Consider the following 19,771-nt stretch of genomic DNA (forward strand, 5'->3'; position numbering starts at 1 on the left):
GAAACCCGACGGCGTCTTTGCTGGAATTGCCTAGCCCCGCTCGATCTCGTCGATCAGCGGGGCGACCTCGCCGAGATCGGCGACCTGCCTGAACCGCGCCTCGCTGGCGGGCGCATCCGCGTGCTCGTAGGCCCAGGTCAAATCGTGCGGGACATAGACGCCCCAGCTTCCTGCCTCGATTGCCGGCAACACGTCGGACTTCAGCGAATTGCCGATCATCATGCTCCTTTCCGGCCCGTCGCCGTGGCGACCGAAAACGCGCTCATAGGTCGAGCGGTTCTTGTCGCTGACGATCTCGACAGCCTCGAACAGTTCGCCGAGACCCGATTGCGCGATCTTGCGCTCCTGGTCGAACAGATCGCCCTTGGTGATCAGCACCAGCCGGTATTTGTCCGCCAGCGCTTCAAGCGTCTCGCGGGCATGCGGCAGCGTCTCGACGGGATGCGCTGCCATCTCGCGCCCGGCCGCGAGGATCTCCGCGATCACCGTGCCAGGCGCCCTGCCCTCGGTCACCTCGACCGCCGTTTCGACCATGGAGAGGGTGAAACTCTTGATGCCGAATCCGTAGTGGCCGACGTTGCGCAGCATCACCTGGAGCAGCCGGTCGGGCAACTCGTTGGGGTCGGCGTAGTCCTTGAGCAACTCCAGGAAATGCGCCTGCGTCGTCTGGTAGAACCGTTCGTTCTGCCAGAGCGTGTCGTCGGCGTCGAAGCCGATCGTGGTGAGGCGCGAGGCCGGCATGTCCTGATCCTCCTGGCGGACGTTCTGCCCTGCCCTATCTCGCATTTCAACCGGATGCTGGCCGGGCGCGGGTCGATAACGGCCGGCGGGGACGTGCCCTCGCGCTCCCCTCGATGGGGGAGAGCGGCCCGAAGGGCCGGGTGGGGTGACCCGACCGTCGTCGCACAGAGCGGTCACATCTTGGCGACCGGGCGCTCCGCGTCCACGGCAACTCGCAGTTCCGGCCGCGTGTTCAGCGTCTGGAACACGACGCAGTAGCGCTCGGTCAGCTTTATCAGCGAGTCGATACGCTCCTGCGGTTCGTCGGTTTCAAGCTTGAAGTTGAGCCGGATGGCGCGAAAGCCGACCGGCGCATCCTTGGCAACGCCGAGCGTACCGCGAAAGTCGAGGTCGCCCTCGGCCTCGACCGCCGCGCCGTCCAGCCGGAACTCCAGCGCGGTCGCGACCGCCTTCAGCGTCACGCCGGCGCAGGCGACAAGCGCTTCGAGCAGCATGTCGCCGGAGCAAAGCTCCATGCCGCTGCCGCCGGTTGCCGGATGCAGCCCGGCTTCCGCGATCGCCCTGCCGGTCTCGACCTTGCAGGCGATCTTGGCGTCATCAACCGAGCCTTTGGCGCGCAGCGTGATCAGCGCCTTGCCGGCGTCGTTGCGGTAGGCGTCCTTCAGCGGCGCCTGCGTAGCCTTCAGCGTGGCGGAATCCATCGAGAACCTCGCATTGTTTAGTGCGTCACTATAGGCACTGACAGTAGACGAGGAAACATGGTCCGGCGCACCCGTGTGTCAGGGCAATGATCAGGTTCAGACGGATGTCATCACCGAGGTGTGGAGGTCTCCGGCTTGGATAGCCTCTCCGAACAACCCGTTGATTTCGTTCAAACCGGGAAATAATTCGGCTCTGTTTCTCCACGCCGCCTCCACTCAGGCGATACTTTTGCCATCGCTCTCGCGGGAACCTGGTGCGCACCGGGTATCAGGGAGGGCGTCGGCGCCGGATCGGTCGCGCTAACGGTGGCGCGGCTGGGTGATGAGCCCTGAGGTCCGGGCCCTGACCGAGGTCGCGCGGTGAAAGAATTCGCTGCGTCCCCTCCAGGTAGGGCAAGAACGCCGGCGGGGCACGGGAGACCGCGCCACGTAACTATAATTGAGAGGCTCGGCCCCGTGCCCCGCTTCCCGACTTCTCTTCCCGGCGGCGAAGAGCGTTCTTTGAAACGGCCAAACCGGAAACGGGGCGTGGCAACGGCAAAACTTGGCCTCACCTCACTGCACCACACATTGCTCTCCCAACGGACGAACAGTATTGTCAGGCTCGGCACAGGAAACCCGACGCTTCTCATGTGTCCCGAAACCGGACAGGCAATTGACCTCCGTCTCCGTTCCGCTACGTTCATGCCGACGCGGACGCCAAGAACCGCGCGGGGGATAGGGAGAAGCGGCATGATCCTGTCCGGTTCCATACTGCTAGGCCTGCTTGCCCTTTGGGTCTTGGCCGCCATTGCATTGTCGTTCCGGTTGGGCATCGGTTTTCGGCAGGCATTCCTCTACGCTCCGCTGAAACTCGTCTACAGAATCGGCGACACGCGGATCGCGGCGGCTGCAAAGGTCGATGCTCCCGTCATCTACATCGTTTGGCATCAGTCGAAGCTCGACCCGGCGCTGATGCTGTCGCTTCTGCCGGAGCAGACGCTGCATATCCTCGATGAGCGTTCGGCGACATCGATCTGGCTCGAACCGTGGCGCGAGTTGGCCCGCACGATCACCTTCAACGCACAGCATATTTTTGTCAGCCGCCGGCTGGTGCGCGTGCTCAAGGGCAAGGGACGGCTCGCGGTTTATCTGCCTGATAGTGTCGAGCCTGACACCAAATCCTTCCGTCTGTTTCGCGCCGTCGCCCGCATCGCGCTCCAGGCCGACGCAAGGGTTGTGCCCGTCTTCGTCTCCGGCGGGCGTTTCCTGCCCTTCTCGCTGACGCCCGCGAAAAAAGCGCCGCGCCACTGGTTCCAGAAGCTTTCGATCATGGCGCTCGCGCCGATGACAATTACGGAGCTTGTCGAACGCGCCGGCGGATCGTCGGTGATCACCGCATCCAACGCGCTGTTCGACCGCCTGGCCGAAGCGCGGCTTCAAGGCGCCGGCCTCGACCGCAGCCTGTTCGAGGCGGTGCGCGACGGCGCCAAGCTGTTTGGACCGTCGAAGCCGATCGTCGAGGACGTCGTGACCGGCGCGCTGAGTTACCGCAAGCTGCTCATCGGCGCGCGCGTGCTAGGCCGGCGCTTTGAGGCCATCACCCGCCCGGGCGAGGCGGTCGGCGTGCTCCTGCCCAACACCAACGGCGTCGTGCTGTCACTGCTTGGCCTTGCCTCCGCCGGCCGCATCGCCGCGATGATGAACTACACCGCGGGTCCGGCCAGCGTGACCGCGGCGGTGAAGACGGCTGATATCCGCACCGTCGTGTCATCGAAAGCCTTCGTCGAGAAAGCAAGTCTCGCCGACATTGTCGAGGCTGTGGAAAAAGGCGGGGCCAAGCTGCTCTGGCTGGAGGACATCCGCGCCGGCGTTGGCATCTTCGAGAAGCTCATGGCCGCGCTGCTCTGGCGCTTTGCGCTCCACCGGCAGGGTGCGGACAAGCCGGCGGTCATCCTGTTCACTTCCGGGTCCGAGGGCGCGCCTAAGGCCGCCGTGCTCTCAAACAGGAGCCTGCTCGCCAATGTCATGCAGGCGGAAGCGCGCATCTCCTTCTCGCCCACGGACAAACTGCTCAACGTGCTGCCTGTTTTCCATTCTTTCGGACTGACCGGAGGCACTATCCTGCCGCTCGTCAACGGCGTGCAGTTGTTCCTCTACCCCTCGCCGCTGCACTACAAGATCGTTCCCGAGATCGCCCGCAAAATCCGGCCGACGGTGATGTTCGGCACCGACACTTTCCTCGCCGCCTATGCGCGCACGGCCAAGGACGACGATTTTTCGAGCCTGCGCTTTGTCGTCGCCGGCGCCGAGGCGGTGAAACCGGAAACGCGAAAAACCTGGCGCGAACGGTTCGGCGCCGAGATCGTCGAGGGCTACGGCCTGACGGAGGCTGCGCCCGTCGTGGCGGTCAACACGGCCGCGCACAGCCGCGACGGCACGGTCGGCCGGCTCCTGCCCGGCATGCGCATGAGGATCGAGCCTGTCGAGGGCATCTCCGAAGGCGGGCGGCTGCTGATTTCCGGGCCGAACCGCATGATGGGATACATCAGTTCGGAACGCCTGGGCGAACTGCACGCGCTCGAGGGCGAATGGCTCGACACGGGCGACATCGTTTCGGTCGATCGCGAAGGCTTCATCACCGTCTGTGGGCGGGCAAAACGCTTCGCCAAGATCGCCGGCGAGATGATCTCGCTCGGCGCGGTCGAGATGCTGGTGAAGGCGCTCTGGCCGGAGGACAGCCACGCCGCCGTTTCGGTGCCGGACAAGCGGCGCGGCGAGCGCATCGTGCTGGTCACCACGGCCGACGAAGCCGAGCCGGAGGCACTGCGCCGCTACGGCAAGCAGGCCGGCGCCGCCGAGATCATGGTGCCCGGCGACATCGTCAAGGTTAAGGAGATACCGGTGCTCGGCTCCGGCAAGACCGACTATGTGTCGGCTCGGCGCATGGCGATGGAAAGCCTCGGCCTGAGCCTAGCGGCTTAGATCTCCGGTGTCTCGCCGGGCTTGTCGTCCGCGACCGGCGCGTCGGCGGCCTTGGCCTCCTCGATCTGCGTTCGCCTGAGATAGGCGCGCGCCGAAAGCGGAAGAAAGAGCAGATAGGCGAGCACGCCTGCCGACAGCGTCTGCCACGGATAGCTGAACAGCAGCAGGAGAAACAGCGCGACGACGAGGATCAGGGGCATGACCCGGTCGCGCGCCACTCTCAGCTTCTTGCCCGAATAGACCGGGATGCGGCTGACGAGAAGAAAGGCGGCGAGGATGGTGAAGCCGCTCGCCACGAAGGCCGCCATTCGGCTCGGTTCGTAGGCTCCGATGAAAGCGAGATAGATCGGCAGCATCACGAGAACGGCGCCGGCCGGCGCCGGCACACCGACGAAATACTCGCTCTGCCAGGCAGGGCGCTCGAGGTCCTCGTCGAGCACGTTGAAGCGTGCGAGGCGCAAGCCGCAGGCGATTGCGAAGAGCAGCGCCGCGATCCAGCCGGGCGAACCCGCGCGATCGAGCATGAAAGCGTAGAGCACCAATGCCGGCGCGACGCCGAAATTGACGATGTCGGCGAGCGAATCCATCTGCGCGCCAAACTTCGACGTGGCCTTCATCATGCGCGCAAGCCTCCCGTCTATGCCGTCGAGGAAGGCAGCAAAAAGCACCATCGCGACGGCCGTCTCGAAGCGGGCTTCGAAGGCCAGCCTGATGCCGGACAGCCCGGCGCAGATCGCCAGCACGGTGACCAGGTTGGGCAGAACCATGCGCAGCGGAATCTCGCGGATGCGCGGTCCGCTCCCCCCATGCGGTGGGAAAGGTTTGAATCCCATCAGTCGATGCGAACCAGCGGCGTCGCCGCCGGGCCGCCGAACTCCGCGATGACAGTCTCGCCGGCCACCGCCGTCTGGCCGACGGCGACGCGCGCCGTCACGGTCTTGGGTAGGAAGACGTCGACGCGCGAGCCGAAGCGAATGAGGCCGAAACGCTCGCCGATGGCGATGTTGCCGCCGGTCTCGGCCCAACACACGATGCGCCGGGCGACCAGCCCGGCAACCTGCACGGCAGCGACGACGCCGTTGGGGCTCTCGATCACAAGGCCGTTCCGCTCGTTTTCCTCGCTCGCCTTGTCGAGTTCCGCGTTGAGGAACTTTCCTGGCCGGTGCTCGATTTTTGTAATCCTGCCGCGCACCGGCGCGCGATTCACATGGCAGGAAAACACGTTCATGAAGACGGAGATTCGGGTCATCTCGCCCGAACCGAGTCCGAGCTCGCGCGGCGGAATGCCAGGCCCAACCGAAGACACGACGCCGTCGGCCGGGCTGATGACCAGCCGGTCGTCGGTCGGCGTTACGCGCACCGGATCGCGGAAGAAATAGGCGCACCAGGCCGTCAGGATGAGCCCGATCCAGAACAGGTTGGTCGAGAACAGGCCGAGGAGCAGCGTGACCACGCCAAAGGCGCCGATGAACGGGTATCCCTCCTTGTGTATGGGAACGAACGCGTTCCTGACGGTATCGACGAGACTCATTGCGCGGGGTTCATCGTGCGGGAGCACGCTCCGTTTCAGGGCTGGCGCCTGATTAGCGGAAACGGCCACCCCCCGCAACGCGACAATGGTTCCACGCCGCGGCGAGCCGTCACGCCGCCGCAAGACCGCGCCGCTCGATCGCCTGGTAGATGCCGATCTCGGCCGTGATGCCGAGCCGCGCTATCGTCTCCTTCGGACTGAAACCCATCTCGCGATGCGCGGCCTGAACGATCGGCACGACACGGTCGACGGTCTCCCGGCTGTCCCATTCGACCATGGTAACGACAATGGTCGCGCCGTCCTCGCCGGGGCTTTCGAGCAGGAAATCCTGCAGGAAGCCTGCCTGCCGGCGGAGAATCTCGTGGGTTTGGCCGACGCGTATCAGGAATTCCTGGCACGCCGTGACCGGCACGACGAACCTGTCCAGCCGATAGACCCTTTCGCCCGTATGCCCTTGATTCGAAAAACTCATTTGGCCTTCTCCAATCCACGAATCTCCGACCGACCAACCGGTGGCGGATTCGAGACTGGATTTCTCCGACCTCAATCTAAGTTGAGGTCAAGGGATTCACGCAGCTACTCGCCCGGCGCGACCTCGGGCGTGCGGCGGCGCACGATGACTCCGTCCTCGTCCTCCTCGCGCGCGAGGCGCAGCCGTTCCTCGGCTTCGGAGGCCTCGCGCTGGCGGTCCCACATCGAGGCGTAGAGGCCGCGCTCGGCAAGCAGTTGGGCATGCCGGCCGCGCTCGACGATTTGACCATCCTTCAAGACGATGATCTCGTCAGCCGACACGATCGTCGAGAGCCGGTGCGCGATCACAATGGTAGTCCGGCCCGTGCTGACGAGGTCGAGGGCGGCCTTGATCTCCTGCTCGGTATGCGAGTCCAGCGCCGAGGTCGCCTCGTCGAGAATCAGGATCGGCGGCGCCTTGAGGATGGTGCGGGCGATAGCCACGCGCTGCTTTTCGCCGCCAGAGAGTTTCAGGCCGCGCTCGCCGACCATGGTCTCGTATCCATCGGGCAAGCGCTCGATGAATGAGCCAATCTGGGCCAGTTCGGCCGCCCTCTTCACCTCTTCGGGAGGCGCGCTCACGCGGCCGTAGCGGATGTTATAGGCGATGGTGTCGTTAAACAGCACGGTATCCTGGGGAACCATTCCGATCGCCGCGCGCAGGCTTTCCTGGGTCACGTCTCGGATGTCCTGACCGTCGATCAGGATCCCTCCCGACTGAATGTCGTAGAAGCGGAAGAGCAGACGCGAGACGGTCGACTTGCCCGCGCCCGAAGGCCCGACGATCGCAACCGTCCTGCCGGCCGGCACCTCGAAACTGACGCCCTTCAGTATTGCTCGCGCCGGATCGTAGGAAAAATGCACGTCGCGGAACTCGACACTGCCCTCGTTAACGACAAGCGGCTGCGAGCTTAGCCTGTCGACCACCTCGCGCCTTATGCCGAGCAAGTCGAACATCTTTTCGATGTCGGTTAGGCCTTGGCGGATCTCGCGGTAAATCATGCCGATGAAGTTCAACGGCTGGGACAACTGCATGAGCATGGCGTTGACGAAGACAAAGTCGCCAACCGTATGCGTTCCGGCCATCACCTCGCGGGCGGATAACACCATGATGACGGTCATGCCTGCGCCGAAGATGAGGCCTTGGCCGAAGTTCAGCCAGCCGATCGACACCCACGTCATGGTGGCGGCCTTTTCGTATCGCGCCATCGAACGGTCGAAGCGTTCGGCCTCCATCGCCTCGTTGTTGAAATACTTCACCGTCTCGTAATTGAGCAGCGAGTCGATCGCCTTGGTGCTGGCGTCGGTGTCGCTGTCGTTCATTTCCCGGCGGATGGTGATGCGCCAGTCGCTGATCTTCACCGTGAACCAGACATAGAGCCACACGGTGACGGCGATCACCGCCACGTAGACCCAGCCGTAGGCGAAGGCGAAGATGCCGGCGGTCAGCGCGAATTCGAGGATGGTCGGCGCGGTCGCGAGCATGGTGAAGCGCACGATCGTCTCGATACCCTTGGTGCCGCGCTCGATGATGCGCGACAGGCCGCCGGTACGGCGCTCGAGGTGGAAGCGCAGCGACAGCTCGTGCATGTGGACGAAGGTGCGGAAGGCGAGCTGGCGCACCGCATGCTGGCCTACCCGCGCGAACAGCGCGTCCCGCAGCTGGTTGAAGCCGAGTTGCACGATCCTGACGACATTGTACGCGACGACCAGCATCACCGGCGCGAGCAGGAAATCCGGCAGCGGCGGCGCAGCGGCGTGATCGCCGGCCAGCGCGTCGGTTGCCCATTTGAAGAAATAGGGCACCGCAACCAGCACCAACTTGGCGACAACCAGAAGCACCGTCGCCCAGACGAGGCGCAGCTTCAGGTCACGCCGGTCCGGCGGCCACATGTAGGGCCAGAGGCTCTTGAGCGCGCTGAAGGTCGAGCCGGAATCGCCGGAAACGGATTGCTGGGTGGCCAATGTGGCGTGCCTTATATCGTTGTGCAGATCAGCGGCAGCAGGAGTTGACGAGGGTCGAGACCTGGTCCGATAGGCCCGACAGCGCATCACGGTCGAGGCGGTAACGCGAGCGGCGGCGGTCCGGTTCGAATGTGACCAGCCCCGCCTCGACGAGTATCTTGAGATGCTGCGAGACCGTCGACTGGGCGAGGTCGAATTTCTGCACGACGTCGCCGCAGCAGCAAGATTCCTGCTGCGCGAGATGCCGCACGATCTCTATGCGCGCCGGATGCGACAGAGCAGCGAACCCCGCCGCAAGCCGGCGAGAGCGGCTGTCCGGGAGGTTAGAAAGGTTAGGGCTCGGTTGATTCATCGTTTATCGACGATAGACGATGAAAGCTTTTGGAGCAAGCGAATGAGAAAAATCTACTCCGTTCCTTGTTCCGGCGCCGTCGTCAGGCGGTTGCCGAGGGTCGAGTAGTCGGCATCGGCCTTGCCGTCGTCAGACTTCTTCGGAACCTTGAACACCTGCCCCGGCCAGATGCGGTCAGGATCCTCGATCTGCGACTGGTTGGCGAGGTAGATCGTCGAGTAGCGCACGCCGCGCCCATAAACGCGCCGCGAGATGCGCCACAGCGTGTCGCCGCGGCGGATGATGACCGCACCGCCGGCCGACTGCAGCTTTGGCGCGAGCACTTCGCTGACGCCGGCCGCCGGCGGCGCGGGAAGAGCGCCGTCTTGCGCGGGTGCTGCGGCGATATCGGTTTCTGCCTCCGCAGCGGCGGGCGGGGCGGCCTCGGGCGCATCGGTGGCGGTAGCCGCATCGGCGGGAGGCGCAGTCGCGACTGGTGGCGTCACTGTGGCCGGCGCTTCAGGTGCTTCGGCCACAGGAGCCTCGGCGGTAGCGGGTTGCCCGGCGGCCGGCGACTCGGCTGCACCCGGCTGCGCGCTTGCAGCAGGCGCCTGGGTAGCCGGCGCTTCTGCGGTGGCTGCCGGTGCTTCGGCGGTCGGAGGCGTCACAGAAGCCGCGGCTGGCAGCCCCGCAGCCGGTGCGGTTGCGCCGGGTACCGAACCTGATGCGTCTGCCGCAGCAGGTGCTTCCGTTGCCGGCACTGGCGTGTCGGCCCCGCCGCCGGCTGGCGGCGTCAGCGTGGCGGGCGCCTCGGCGACCGCAGCAGGGGTCTCCGGCGTGGGAGATATCTGGGCCGGAGCAGCCGGAGCAGCAGCAGGAGATTCAACGCCAGCCGCAGGCTGCGCAGCTGGAGTCTGAGCGGCGGCGGGCGGCGCGGCAGAAGCCGGCGCCTCAGTGGCCGCGGCGGGAGCTTCTGTCGTTGGGGCTGGAGCTTCCGGCGCCGCGGCCGAATCGGTCGAGGGGTCCGCCGATGCGGCGGCCGGCGCTTCCGCAGCTGGCGGCGCAGGCGCCGCGACCGCCGCGATCGTCTCGCCGGGCTCGCGCTCGAACGGCACCGCAGCCCGGGCGGCGACCTTGACGCCGTCCGGCTCCAGCGAATCGACGCGGATGATATAGTCGCCGACCGGCAGGTCGCGCTCGGCCTCGATCAGATAGCTTCCGTCGGGCGAGGCTTTTGCATCCCCGAGCAGAATCTCGTTGGCGTAGCCACGTACGATGCGCCCGGGTTCGGCGGTGCCGGCCACGAATATCTTGCGGCCGTCGATCTCGACGGCTTCCACTCTGATCGACGGTCCTGCGGGAGCCGGCGTCGCAGACGACGGCGCCGGCTCGGAGTGCTTAGGCAAGGCGGCCTGCATCTCGCCTTCCGGCTTTGGCTCCGCCGCGGCCGGGGTCTCGACTGCCGGCGGCGTCTGTGTTGCCGGCGGCGCAGCCGCTTCCGGCAGCTTCGCAGCCGCAGCGGCGGGTGCTTGCGGCGCGGGCAGCGTGATCATGTGCGACGGCTTGCCGGGCTCCTCGACCAGCGCCAGCACCTGACCGTCAGGCGTTTCGGGCACCGACACGACCGCCGTCTCGACCGACATCGCGACAACGTTGTCAGGGGCGGTGGCGCGCAGAACGATCTGGTAGTCGCCGGGCTTCAGCGGGTCGTCGAGAACGACGGCGAACGTGCCGTCGACGCCGGCGGTCGCGCTGCCGATCACATTGGAGCCGACCAGGAGGTCGACCTTCGCACTGGGCGCGGCCATGCCGGCGATCACGATCGAGCCGTCGCCCTCGACACGCACCACGTCGAAGCTAGGCGGCACGACGGACGGTTTGCCTGCGCTCTCGGGAGCGGCGGGCGCGGTCGGAGTGGTCTCTGGCGCGGCGGGCGTGGAGGATTCGGGAGCGGAGGGCTGCGTCGGCGGCTGAAGTGCAGTCGCGGGCTGATCCCCGCCAGGCAGCCGGGCGTCCTTGTGATCCGTCGGGCCGGCCTCGGGAAGTGCTGCGATCGTTTCCGGCTGCCTGGGCGGACCGAACATGCCTGCCCCATAGGCAACCACCGCCGCCGCGGCGACGCCACCTAAAAGAAAAAGCACTGCCTTGTTCGTCGTAACTGCCATTCGCTGCCCCAAGGACCGATCCTCGCCCCCTTGTGCGGGTCTAACCTGTTTCGCCCGGAGCGACAAGAAAAGACCCTTATAAGGTCTTGACCTGACTACGTCTAAAATCACCAATCAGTTGCATGAACACGATTCGATCCGTCTGCGTTTACTGCGGTTCGTCGCCTGGCAAGGACGAACTCTACCTAAAGGCCGGCCATGTGCTCGGACGCACCATCGCCAAGGCCGGCCTCGAGCTGATTTATGGCGGCGGCGGCAAGGGGATCATGGGCGCGGTCGCCGATGGCGCGCTGCGCGCCGGTGGCAGGGTTACCGGTATCATTCCACGCTTCCTGATGACCAAGGAGGCCACTGAAGCCGCGCTGCAGCGCCTCGACGACCTCGTCGTCACGGAGAACATGCACCAGCGCAAACACATGATGTTCGAGAAATCCGACGCCTTTGTGGCACTGCCGGGCGGTATCGGCACGGTCGAGGAAATCGTCGAGATCATGACCTGGGCGCAGCTCGGCCATCACCGCAAGCCGATCGTCTTCGGCAATGTCGGCGGGTTCTGGAACCCGATGCTGGCCTTGCTCGACCACATGCGGGATGAGGGTTTCATCCACACCGGCCACCTTGTCAGCCCGCTGGTCGTCGACACCGCGGAGGCTATCGTGCCGGCAATCCTCGTCGCCGGTTCGACCGACGGCGCGCCCACCGAGGGCGTACAGTCGGTTATCGACAAGATGTGAAAGGGCTGCTGAGCCGGCGTCGCCCACAGTCGTGGCTTGACGCGCGGTAAGGCGGCGGCAATCCTCCGAAAGCGGCTGTACGACAGCCGGGCCCAAGGAGGAGCAGGCATGCTGACCGTCCTGAAATGGCTTTTCTACCTGATCGCGGCAATCGCCATCATCATAGTCGGCGGATCGTTCCTGCTTCCCGCCCGAGCGGTCGTGACCCGTTCGATCGAGATCGCCGCGCCCCCCGACAAGGTGTTCGCCATCGTCGGCGATCTGAGACGATTCAACGAGTTCTCACCCTGGGCGGATCTCGATCCCAACATCAAATATACGTTCGAGGGGCCGGAGAGCGGCACCGGCCAGGAGATGAACTGGACGTCGGATAATGACGATGTCGGCAGCGGCTCGCAGACGATCATCAAATACGAGCCGCCGAATTTCGTGGAGCTCGCGCTCGATTTCGGCATGCGGGGTAAATCGATCGCGACGTGGGATCTCGTGCCCTCGACATCAGGCACCAAGGCGACCTGGGGCTTCAAGGCCGATCTCGAAGGCATCCCGGCAAAGTGGTTCGGCCTGATGTTCGACCGCTGGATCGGCGCCGACTACGAAAAAGGCCTCGCCAAGCTGAAGGTAGCAGCGGAGAAGCCGGCCCCGGAGCCAGCCGCACCCGAACCGGTCACGCCCGAAACCGCCGCGCCCGAACCGGCTGCACCGGCGCCGGAGCAGCCAGCGGCGCAGTGATGCCTAGCTGACTACCTGCCGGTCCGCCTCAGGCCGCGCTGGCGCCGCGCTGCGGAACGACCGGCAAGGTCGAACAAACCTTCAGCAGTTCCTGCTTGAACCGCTCGATCAGCCAGCTTGCGGCAGGTCCGGGCGGCGAGTCGGCCCGATAGAAGGCATGCAGCTGATAAGGCCGCTCCGGATAGGGCTCGAGATCGAGCACCGCGAGCCGTCCCGCCGCCACGTCTTCCAAGATCATCCAGGTCGGCAGGCCACCCCAGCCTAGGCCGGACAGGATAAGATCGCGCTTGATCGACATGTCGGTCATGCGCCAGGTACGATAGGCGAAGACGCCGAAATCCTTGCCCTTGGTCATTTGCGACACGTCGGAGATGACGAGCTGGATGTGCTCGCGCACCACCGATAGCGGCACCCTGCCCTTGTAGGCCGCCAACGGATGGCGGGGTGCGGCCACGGGCGTCATCGACGCGTCGCCGATGCGCACAGCCACAAGCTCGTCGCTGATCGCCACAGGCTGGCCGCCGATACTCAGATTGGCTCCATGGCTCAGCAACTGCTCCGAGACGATGCCTAGAGTGCCAACATTCAGCCTGAGACCGACCGATGGAAATTCCGCCTCGAATGCCGCAAGCACCGTGGTCAGCGCCGGCGATGGCGTCGTGACGTCGACCGCTATGACCAACTCCGCTTCCAATCCCCGCGTCAACCCCTCGGCGCGGGCGCGGATGTCGCTCAGCACGCCGACCATGCGGCGCGCGTCAGTGAGCATCGCCTTGCCTTCGGTCGTAAGCGTGGGTTCGCGCGTGCCTTCCCGCTCGAACAGCCTCAGCCCGAGCTGCGCCTCCAGATTGGCGATGGCGTAGCTTATCACCGACTGCGCCCGGTTGAGCTTGCGCCCGGCGGCCGAGAAGCTGCCGGTGTCGGCAACGGCGACAAGGACCTGCAATTGATCGAGGGTTGGGTTGGGTTGCATGATCTATCTAATTTGCGGATGGATTGAATAGAGAATATACCAGTTTTTCGAATGGATTGGAACACCCACATTGGCGGCAACATCAACCCCGTCCCCGGAGTTAAGCCAATGTCTTCCATTCTTCTCGTCACCTCCAGCCCGCGCGGTGCGGCGTCGCATTCGACGCGCGTCGCCACCGAACTCGCCGCCAAGCTGCGCGAAGCGAACCCTGCTTCTACGCTCGTGGTAAGGGACCTCGTCGCCAATCCGCTGCCGCATATCGATGCCGATTACTCGACCGGCATCTACACGCCGGCCGATGCGCGCACGCCGCGCCAGGCCGAGGTGGTGGCCGTCTCCGACAGCGCTCTGGACGAACTGTTCGCCGCCGACACGGTGATTCTCGCCACCGGCTTCATCAATTTCGGCATCTCCTCGACGCTGAAATCCTGGATCGACCACATCTCCCGCGCGGGCAAGAGCTTCTCCTATGGCGAGAACGGCCCGAAAGGCCTGGTGACCGGCAAGAAGGTCTATGTCGTGCTGGCTTCGGGCGGCGTCTATTCCGAGGGGGCAGCGGTACAGATGGATCACGCCATCCCCTATTTGCGCAGCGTACTTAGCTTCCTGGGCATGACCGATGTCGTGGTCATCCGCGTCGAAGGCGTCGGCATGGGGCCGGAAGCGACAGCCGCCGCGCTCGACAAGGCAACCGCCCGCATAGAGGCGCTGGCTGCCAAGCCGGTAGACGTCGCCGCAGCCGCCTGAAAGCTGCAGCCTGACAACAAAGAGGCAGGCGCCGGATCCGGCGCCTGTCTCGTTCGTGCATTGCCCGTTAGTCGAAAATACGCTCGCCCTGCTCGTCTACGATCTGCTGGCCCTTGCGGAGCGACACGTCGACGGCATCGTCGAGGCCGGCAAAGCGGTCGGCACGGACGAAACGGTGCTCCTTCAGAACGCCGCCGATCTCCTTCGAGACTACGCCGCAGGTCTGGTACTGCCCGTCATTCTTGTAGGGAGTGGCGGCGATCGTGAAGCCTTTGTGCTCGATCTGCTTGGCAGGCTTGCCGGCAGCGCCCTCGTCCGAGCCGCCGCCGCCGAAAAGACGTTTCAGGAATGACATCGCGCTCCCGCCCTCTGTTGTCCCCTCAAGTTAGAGCGTTCCCTCGCGCGCGTCGAGATGACCGCGCAGGCTCGACCCTGCGGTTGAAAGCAGGGGCTAGTCGCCAAGATGTAGCAGAATCTCTCGCCGGTGCGGCGCGTCGCGGTGCTCGAAAAGATAGATGCCCTGCCAGGCGCCGAGCGCCAGGCGGCCGCCGGTCACCGGGATCGAGAGCGAAGTCGCCGTGAGCGCCGCCTTGATGTGCGCCGGCATGTCGTCGGCGCCCTCGCTACGGTGCACGAGATAGCGCATCGCAGGATCGTTGGCCGGCGGCACGAGCCGTCTGAAGAAGGCATCGAGATCGCGGCGTACGTCAGGATCGGCGTTTTCCTGGATGAGCAGCGAGCACGACGTGTGCCGGACGAAGGCCGTCAGCAGCCCGATGTCGATGCCGGCGTCGCGGACGAAGACCTCGACCTTTTCGGTGAATTCGTAGAGCCCCTGCCCCTTGGTCGGGACGACGAGCTTCTCTTGCCAAGCCACTCTAGCGCTCGGTCAACGCCAGCCTCGCCCCCAGCATGACGAAGGCTGCCGCGAAGGTGCGCCGCATCCAGGCCATGACCGACGGGCTGCCGACCACCCGGTCGCGCATGGCGGCGGCAAACACGCCGTAGAGCGCGAAGATGACGAAGGTCGCCGCCATGAACACGCCGGACAGCTCCAGCATTCTGAGCAACTGGTGCGGTTCGCCGGGCGATATGAACTGCGGCAGGAAGGCGACAAAGAAGATCGAGAGCTTTGGGTTGAGGATATTCACCAGCACGCCGTCGATGACGATCCTCAGCGCCGAGCGCTGGTCGGCGCCCGCCTCGACCTTCAGCGCGCCGTTCTCGCGCAGCGATTGCCAGGCCATGTAGAGCAGATAGGCGACGCCCAGATATTTCACGATCTCGAAGGCGAGTGCGCTGGCGTGGAGCAGCGCTGCAAGCCCGGTCAGCGCGGCGATGAGATGCGGCACGATGCCGAGCGTGCAGGCGAAAGCGGCAAGCACGCTGGCGCGCCATCCCCGCGACAGGCCGGCCGCCAACGTATAGACGACGCCGGTTCCGGGCGATGCGACGATGATCAGGGTGGTGAGGAGGAATTCGATGCTCATATACCGAGCAAGCCATTCCTCGCCGCTGGCGTCAAGTCCGGGGTCCGCGGCCGACCGGCGGCCCACGGTCGCGCGCTTGCCTTCGATAGAAGTGGTCGCGTTTCACCGTCGCCACGCCCGCCGAAGCGTCTGGCCGTTTTCAAAGAACGCTCCCTGCCTTGGCAAAGGAGGAGTCGGGAAGCGGGGCACGGGGCCGAGCCTCTCAATTGTTAGTACGTGGCGCGGTCTCCCGTGCCCCGCCGGCGTTCTTGCCCTACCTGGAGGGGACGCAGCGAATTCTTTCACCGCGCGACCTCGGTCAGGGCCCGGACCTCAGGGCTCATCACCCAGCCGCGCCACCGTTAGCGCGACCGATCCGGCGCCGCCACCCTCCCTGATACCCGGTGCGCACCAGGTTCCCGCGAGAGCGATGGCCAAGTATCGCGCAGCATTGATCTGCGTGGAGAAACAGGCGCGAAATATTTTCGCGGTCGAATGAAATCAACGGGTTGCCTGGCATGTCTATCCACGCGGAGGCGGTCATCGCAATAGCCGTGCAGTAGTGGGCGGCGACCCCTCCGAGCGGTTGCCGCAATGGCCATGCCATGGCCGGCTACGGCGATACGTTTATCGACCGGACGATCGTCTGGAAAGTCGGCTGCACGCTGTCGCAACTGTCGAAAGCGCAGGATAGGACGATAACGATCATGTGCATCCCGTTAGTCGTCGCCAGCACACGGGATCTTTTGCCGATTGCAATCATGTTGTCGTGGGTTCCATCCACCCACTCATGCCCATCGATCGAACTCGTTCCCGCATGAACGATCGTCGATTTGATTTCGGTCCCCTCGGCCTGTTTCGTGAAAGGCAACCGCAGCTGCTCCAACCATCCCGCGGTGGGGTCGGAACCGTCGCGGGCGGTGAGGACGAGCGCGACAAGATACGCGTTTTCCGCCTCGTCGGCGACCTTGAGGCAATCGGTGCGGGTCCGCTCGCGGAAACACTCCCAGCCTGACGGAATCTCGAAACTAAACCCGCGGCCAAAGAGCCTGGTGAGAGGCGGCTGGAAGATGAGTTGCGACGTCGCCCAGGCCATGCCGCCGAGGACTGTGTTTCATCGGCCATCTTGGCGCACCTACAGCGGGGTTATCGTGACGAGTACGTTGTCCAGAACGTGCGACGACGTCCAACGTGGCCGGAAGGGATTGGGGGGGGTAAATGCCTCATGGGGCGCCTCGAACCGACCCCTCTGTCCTGGATGTCCTCACAGGGCACTCGTGTCGCGCGGGTCGAGGGAACCGACAAAGGCGTCGACCAGCGACTTGTAGGATTCACAGACGTCGGCCTTGCACGAAAAGGTAATGAGAATGGCCGTCGGGCCGGCCACCGTGGCAAGGTAACGGGTGTCATAGTTTGGAACCTCGGAGCCGTGGTGCATCCCGTCGACCCATGCCCGGCCGCCATAGAGTTCCGTCCTCACATAGCGGACCTCGGACATGCCGGCGCTTCCGTCATTGTAGGTTATAGGTTGCGGCGTGCCGAGGTGCTCCCGGTAGCGCTCCAGCGTGTCGATCACGCCGATCGTCTTCGTGGTGGTGATGATCAGGGCATCGCGCTTGCTCGTCGGCTTGCCACAGATGACCTCTGTATCTTCCTTCTCGCACGACCATCCATCCGGGATGGTGAAGTTCGCGCCGCGAAGGTGGAAGGTCTGTGCAGGCGCCCTGAACAGCAGGGCGGAGGCCGCGTAGCCCAGACCGCTGAAAACAAGGAGAAGCCCGAGCGCGCTCAGCGTAAAGCTGCGCAGGAAGTCCAGGACCAATTCAGGCTCCTTTCTTCAGTCATTGCTGGGCGGGCACGCTGGGCTGCTGCGCCTCGATCACATCGGTAACGGGGGCCGCGCCTTTCCACGCGGAGAGCTGGGCCCAGACGACATTGGCGCGCGCGAGCCAGCCTTCCTTAAGGTCGAACTTGCCGCCGAACCGTTCCAGCCTGCTGTAGGCCTTCGCCGTCTCGTCCTGCGCGCCCGCATGGTCGCCCGCCGCCGACATCAGCCCTGCAAGCTGGAGGCGGACATCGGCCTGATAGACGTGATCCCAGTCATCCACCCCCGCCATCAGTGCGTCCCAGGCGTCGTCTTCCGCAAGCAGTTTCCGCAGCAACCCGACGGCTTCGGCGTTTTCGCTTTTCGCGGCGGCATTGCGATAGCCATCGATCCGCGCATTGTGCCCGTCCCAGATGCGTTGCCACGCGCCCTCTATGGCCTCGACCCGGGCCGCTGTGATCTTGGCGGTGTCCATGCTTCCGTTGAAGGGCTTGAACAATGCAGCCGCTTCAATGCGCGCCGCTTCGGCATCGTCCGATCGCCCCTCAGCCTCGTACGACGCCGCCAGGTCGCTCAAGATGACCATCGGCAATAATTGCCCCCAGGCATCGAGCGGCGGCTGATATCCGGCTATCTTCAGCGCGCCATCCGCAGCTTCGCGCAGCGCGATCGAGGCTTCCTTGAGATCCGGCTTAGCTGCGGCGTCGCGGGCGGCGGCGTATATCAGCTCCGACAACAGCTCGACGCAACTGTCGCGCGCTTCCCTGGCGCGGTCGGCGTGATCGCCGGCGGCGTCCGCCTCCTCCGAGGCTTTGGCTGCAGACAGACAATCCCACAGCGGCTCCTTGGGCGCGCCGTCGTCCTGATGCATTTCCCAGGCGCCCCAGAACCGGTTCAAATGGGCTATCGCGGCATGCACGGCCGCCCTATCCGCGGAAGCGGGCGCGCGACGGTAGACGTTCGCCGCGTCGGTCATCGCGCTCCTGCCCTCGGCAGCATCAGCGGTCTTGGACAGGATCGCTGCCTGACTTGACGCGGCCGTGTAGTACATCCACGCAAGCTCGGTCCATATCGGCCCAACCTGCTCCGCTGGCAGCGCATCTCGGCCTGTCCTCAAGACGGCTTCAATGGCCGCCGCCGCATCTTTTCGCGCGGCCGCATAGGCTCGAGCGGCCTCCGCAGTCATGCTCTTCTGTTCCAATTCGCCGGCCGCGACGAGTACAGCGTCGAATGCGCGCCTGTAGGCTTCCGCCTCGAACGAATACGAAGTCATTCGAGCAGCCAAACGGCGTTCCAGCGCAGCCAGCTTTTCCGCGCCGGTGCGGAGTTCCACATCGGGCAGAGTGCGCCGTAGCGCCATCCACGATCCGTAGCCGGCCCTCAGAACCGATACCAGTCCAGTGTCGAGAATGCCCTCCGCCGGGATTGCCGCTTCCGTGCTGTCGAGAATGGCGGCGACCTTTTCGGCGCCCTTGGTCCTGTCGCCGGTGTCGCCGGCAAACGCAATCACAAACGCTTCTTCGATCTGGCAGGCAGCGCTGGTCGCCGGCTTCGGTTTGACGTCCGTGGCTGACGCCAGCCGGCCTGCAACATCGCAATTCTGCAGGATGAGTTCGCGCGACGGGTAAGGGATTCCATCCGCCGAACTCGACTGGATGACGATCCCAACGATGGTGTCCTCGGTGATACTGAAGCTGTCGCGCAAGGCCTGCTGCCCGCGCCACTGACTGGCGAGCGCATAAAGCGAAAGGCCGACAACAGTTATCGCGACTGCCGCGGCGGCTCCGGCCAGCGCCCCGAAGCGGCCGATCTGCTGGCGTTCTTCTTCACGGCGCAACGCCGGCATCAGCTCGAGCGGAATGTCGAAAAGCGGCGCGACGATCTTCAGCCTCTCGTCGGCGATCCGGGAGGCGCGCTGCGGCAGCAGCCGGGCGATCCAGCCGTCGTCGCGCATGTCGACGATCTGCACGTGCGGATAGCGCACGCCGATGTCGGCGGGCATGACATCGTCGAGATCCCCGATCGCCCTGACAACGATGACATTTCCGGCACGGGGGCCATTCGAGAAATCGGCGACCTCGCGCGCGATCCAGTCCTCGCCCTCCGGTCGTTGAACGGCATCGGGCGTCGCGACGACCACAAGGTGACGCGACGCCATCAGCGCAGGGCGAATCGTCTTCTCATAGAAATCGGAAGCGCCGCGCTCGTAGACCGTGTCCAGAAAGATCGCGAGCCGTCTGGCGCGACCCTCGCGCAGGCTCTTCGGCAACCGGTACGACTTGAGCAGCTTGCGCAAGCGCTGCGCCGCGCGCGTCCCGTCGGAGCGACGATATGAGATGAAGGCGTCGTATTCGTACGTGCTCTGCGGCTCCACCGCCTGCTC

General features: G+C 65.0%; 19 protein-coding genes. 4 read left to right on the top strand and 15 right to left on the bottom strand.

Annotated features, from left to right (window positions below):
- Positions 1–30: 30 nt before the first annotated feature.
- Both ABLE71_RS13970 and ABLE71_RS13975 read right to left on the bottom strand, forming a co-directional pair.
- The gene (locus ABLE71_RS13970; RefSeq protein WP_348784043.1) at positions 31–741 is read right to left on the bottom strand and encodes an HAD family hydrolase; all 711 of its coding nucleotides are present in this window, start codon (positions 739–741) and stop codon (positions 31–33) included.
- A gap of 173 nt (positions 742–914) precedes the next feature.
- A complete protein-coding gene (locus ABLE71_RS13975; RefSeq protein ID WP_348784044.1) occupies positions 915–1,442 on the bottom strand; it encodes an OsmC family protein in 528 nt (175 codons plus the stop codon).
- Between the two features lie 732 nt (positions 1,443–2,174).
- Between ABLE71_RS13975 and ABLE71_RS13980 the strand changes: the two genes are divergently transcribed.
- Positions 2,175–4,406 (top strand): AMP-binding protein, encoded by a 2,232-nt coding sequence (locus ABLE71_RS13980; RefSeq protein ID WP_348784045.1) that lies wholly within the window; start codon positions 2,175–2,177, stop codon positions 4,404–4,406.
- On the opposite strand, the gene pssA is transcribed toward ABLE71_RS13980, so the two are convergent.
- The 6 genes from pssA to ABLE71_RS14010 all read right to left on the bottom strand — a co-directional run bounded on the left by pssA (position 4,403) and on the right by ABLE71_RS14010 (position 10,908).
- A complete protein-coding gene (gene pssA, locus ABLE71_RS13985) occupies positions 4,403–5,239 on the bottom strand; it encodes a CDP-diacylglycerol--serine O-phosphatidyltransferase (RefSeq protein WP_348784046.1) in 837 nt (278 codons plus the stop codon). The two genes, ABLE71_RS13980 and pssA, sit on opposite strands and share 4 nt — an antisense overlap.
- Positions 5,239–5,937 carry a phosphatidylserine decarboxylase gene (locus ABLE71_RS13990; RefSeq protein WP_348784047.1) on the bottom strand — a complete coding sequence of 233 codons (699 nt, stop codon included), beginning with the start codon at positions 5,935–5,937 and terminating at the stop codon, positions 5,239–5,241. The genes pssA and ABLE71_RS13990 overlap by 1 nt, the downstream gene beginning before the upstream one ends.
- A gap of 109 nt (positions 5,938–6,046) precedes the next feature.
- Complete coding sequence (locus tag ABLE71_RS13995) at positions 6,047–6,409, bottom strand: antibiotic biosynthesis monooxygenase (protein ID WP_348784048.1); 363 nt, start codon at positions 6,407–6,409, stop codon at positions 6,047–6,049.
- Between the two features lie 104 nt (positions 6,410–6,513).
- The gene (locus ABLE71_RS14000; protein ID WP_348784485.1) at positions 6,514–8,340 is read right to left on the bottom strand and encodes an ABC transporter ATP-binding protein/permease; all 1,827 of its coding nucleotides are present in this window, start codon (positions 8,338–8,340) and stop codon (positions 6,514–6,516) included.
- A 100-nt stretch (positions 8,341–8,440) separates the two neighbouring features.
- Positions 8,441–8,764: a metalloregulator ArsR/SmtB family transcription factor gene (locus tag ABLE71_RS14005; protein WP_348784049.1), complete on the bottom strand. Its 324-nt coding sequence runs from the start codon at positions 8,762–8,764 to the stop codon at positions 8,441–8,443.
- Positions 8,765–8,817: 53 nt separating this feature from the next.
- Positions 8,818–10,908 (bottom strand): LysM peptidoglycan-binding domain-containing protein, encoded by a 2,091-nt coding sequence (locus ABLE71_RS14010; protein WP_348784050.1) that lies wholly within the window; start codon positions 10,906–10,908, stop codon positions 8,818–8,820.
- 122 nt (positions 10,909–11,030) lie between these two features.
- Between ABLE71_RS14010 and ABLE71_RS14015 the strand changes: the two genes are divergently transcribed.
- Positions 11,031–11,642, top strand: coding sequence for a TIGR00730 family Rossman fold protein (locus ABLE71_RS14015; RefSeq protein ID WP_348784051.1), 612 nt, complete (start codon positions 11,031–11,033; stop codon positions 11,640–11,642).
- A 108-nt stretch (positions 11,643–11,750) separates the two neighbouring features.
- The gene (locus ABLE71_RS14020; protein ID WP_348784052.1) at positions 11,751–12,374 is read left to right on the top strand and encodes an SRPBCC family protein; all 624 of its coding nucleotides are present in this window, start codon (positions 11,751–11,753) and stop codon (positions 12,372–12,374) included.
- A 28-nt stretch (positions 12,375–12,402) separates the two neighbouring features.
- Here ABLE71_RS14020 and ABLE71_RS14025 read toward each other — a convergent pair whose 3' ends face one another.
- Positions 12,403–13,347 carry a LysR family transcriptional regulator gene (locus ABLE71_RS14025; RefSeq protein WP_348784053.1) on the bottom strand — a complete coding sequence of 315 codons (945 nt, stop codon included), beginning with the start codon at positions 13,345–13,347 and terminating at the stop codon, positions 12,403–12,405.
- Between the two features lie 108 nt (positions 13,348–13,455).
- Between ABLE71_RS14025 and ABLE71_RS14030 the strand changes: the two genes are divergently transcribed.
- A complete protein-coding gene (locus ABLE71_RS14030) occupies positions 13,456–14,094 on the top strand; it encodes an FMN-dependent NADH-azoreductase (RefSeq protein WP_348784054.1) in 639 nt (212 codons plus the stop codon).
- Positions 14,095–14,161: 67 nt separating this feature from the next.
- Here the strand turns inward: ABLE71_RS14030 and ABLE71_RS14035 are convergent, their stop codons facing one another.
- From ABLE71_RS14035 to ABLE71_RS14060, 6 genes are all read right to left on the bottom strand, one after another.
- Entirely contained in the window at positions 14,162–14,449 is a 288-nt protein-coding gene (locus ABLE71_RS14035) for an HlyU family transcriptional regulator (protein WP_348784055.1), read from the bottom strand.
- A 96-nt stretch (positions 14,450–14,545) separates the two neighbouring features.
- Positions 14,546–14,971 carry a secondary thiamine-phosphate synthase enzyme YjbQ gene (locus ABLE71_RS14040; protein ID WP_348784056.1) on the bottom strand — a complete coding sequence of 142 codons (426 nt, stop codon included), beginning with the start codon at positions 14,969–14,971 and terminating at the stop codon, positions 14,546–14,548.
- A 1-nt stretch (position 14,972) separates the two neighbouring features.
- A complete protein-coding gene (locus tag ABLE71_RS14045; protein ID WP_348784057.1) occupies positions 14,973–15,584 on the bottom strand; it encodes a LysE family translocator in 612 nt (203 codons plus the stop codon).
- 592 nt (positions 15,585–16,176) lie between these two features.
- Positions 16,177–16,659 (bottom strand): hypothetical protein, encoded by a 483-nt coding sequence (locus ABLE71_RS14050; RefSeq protein WP_348784058.1) that lies wholly within the window; start codon positions 16,657–16,659, stop codon positions 16,177–16,179.
- 168 nt (positions 16,660–16,827) lie between these two features.
- The gene (locus ABLE71_RS14055) at positions 16,828–17,385 is read right to left on the bottom strand and encodes a hypothetical protein (protein ID WP_348784059.1); all 558 of its coding nucleotides are present in this window, start codon (positions 17,383–17,385) and stop codon (positions 16,828–16,830) included.
- A gap of 19 nt (positions 17,386–17,404) precedes the next feature.
- Positions 17,405–19,762: a hypothetical protein gene (locus tag ABLE71_RS14060; protein ID WP_348784060.1), complete on the bottom strand. Its 2,358-nt coding sequence runs from the start codon at positions 19,760–19,762 to the stop codon at positions 17,405–17,407.
- Positions 19,763–19,771 lie beyond the last annotated feature (9 nt).

It is taken from the genome of Mesorhizobium sp. KR9-304 (assembly GCF_040049215.1).
Classification (GTDB): Bacteria; Pseudomonadota; Alphaproteobacteria; order Rhizobiales; family Rhizobiaceae; genus Mesorhizobium_K.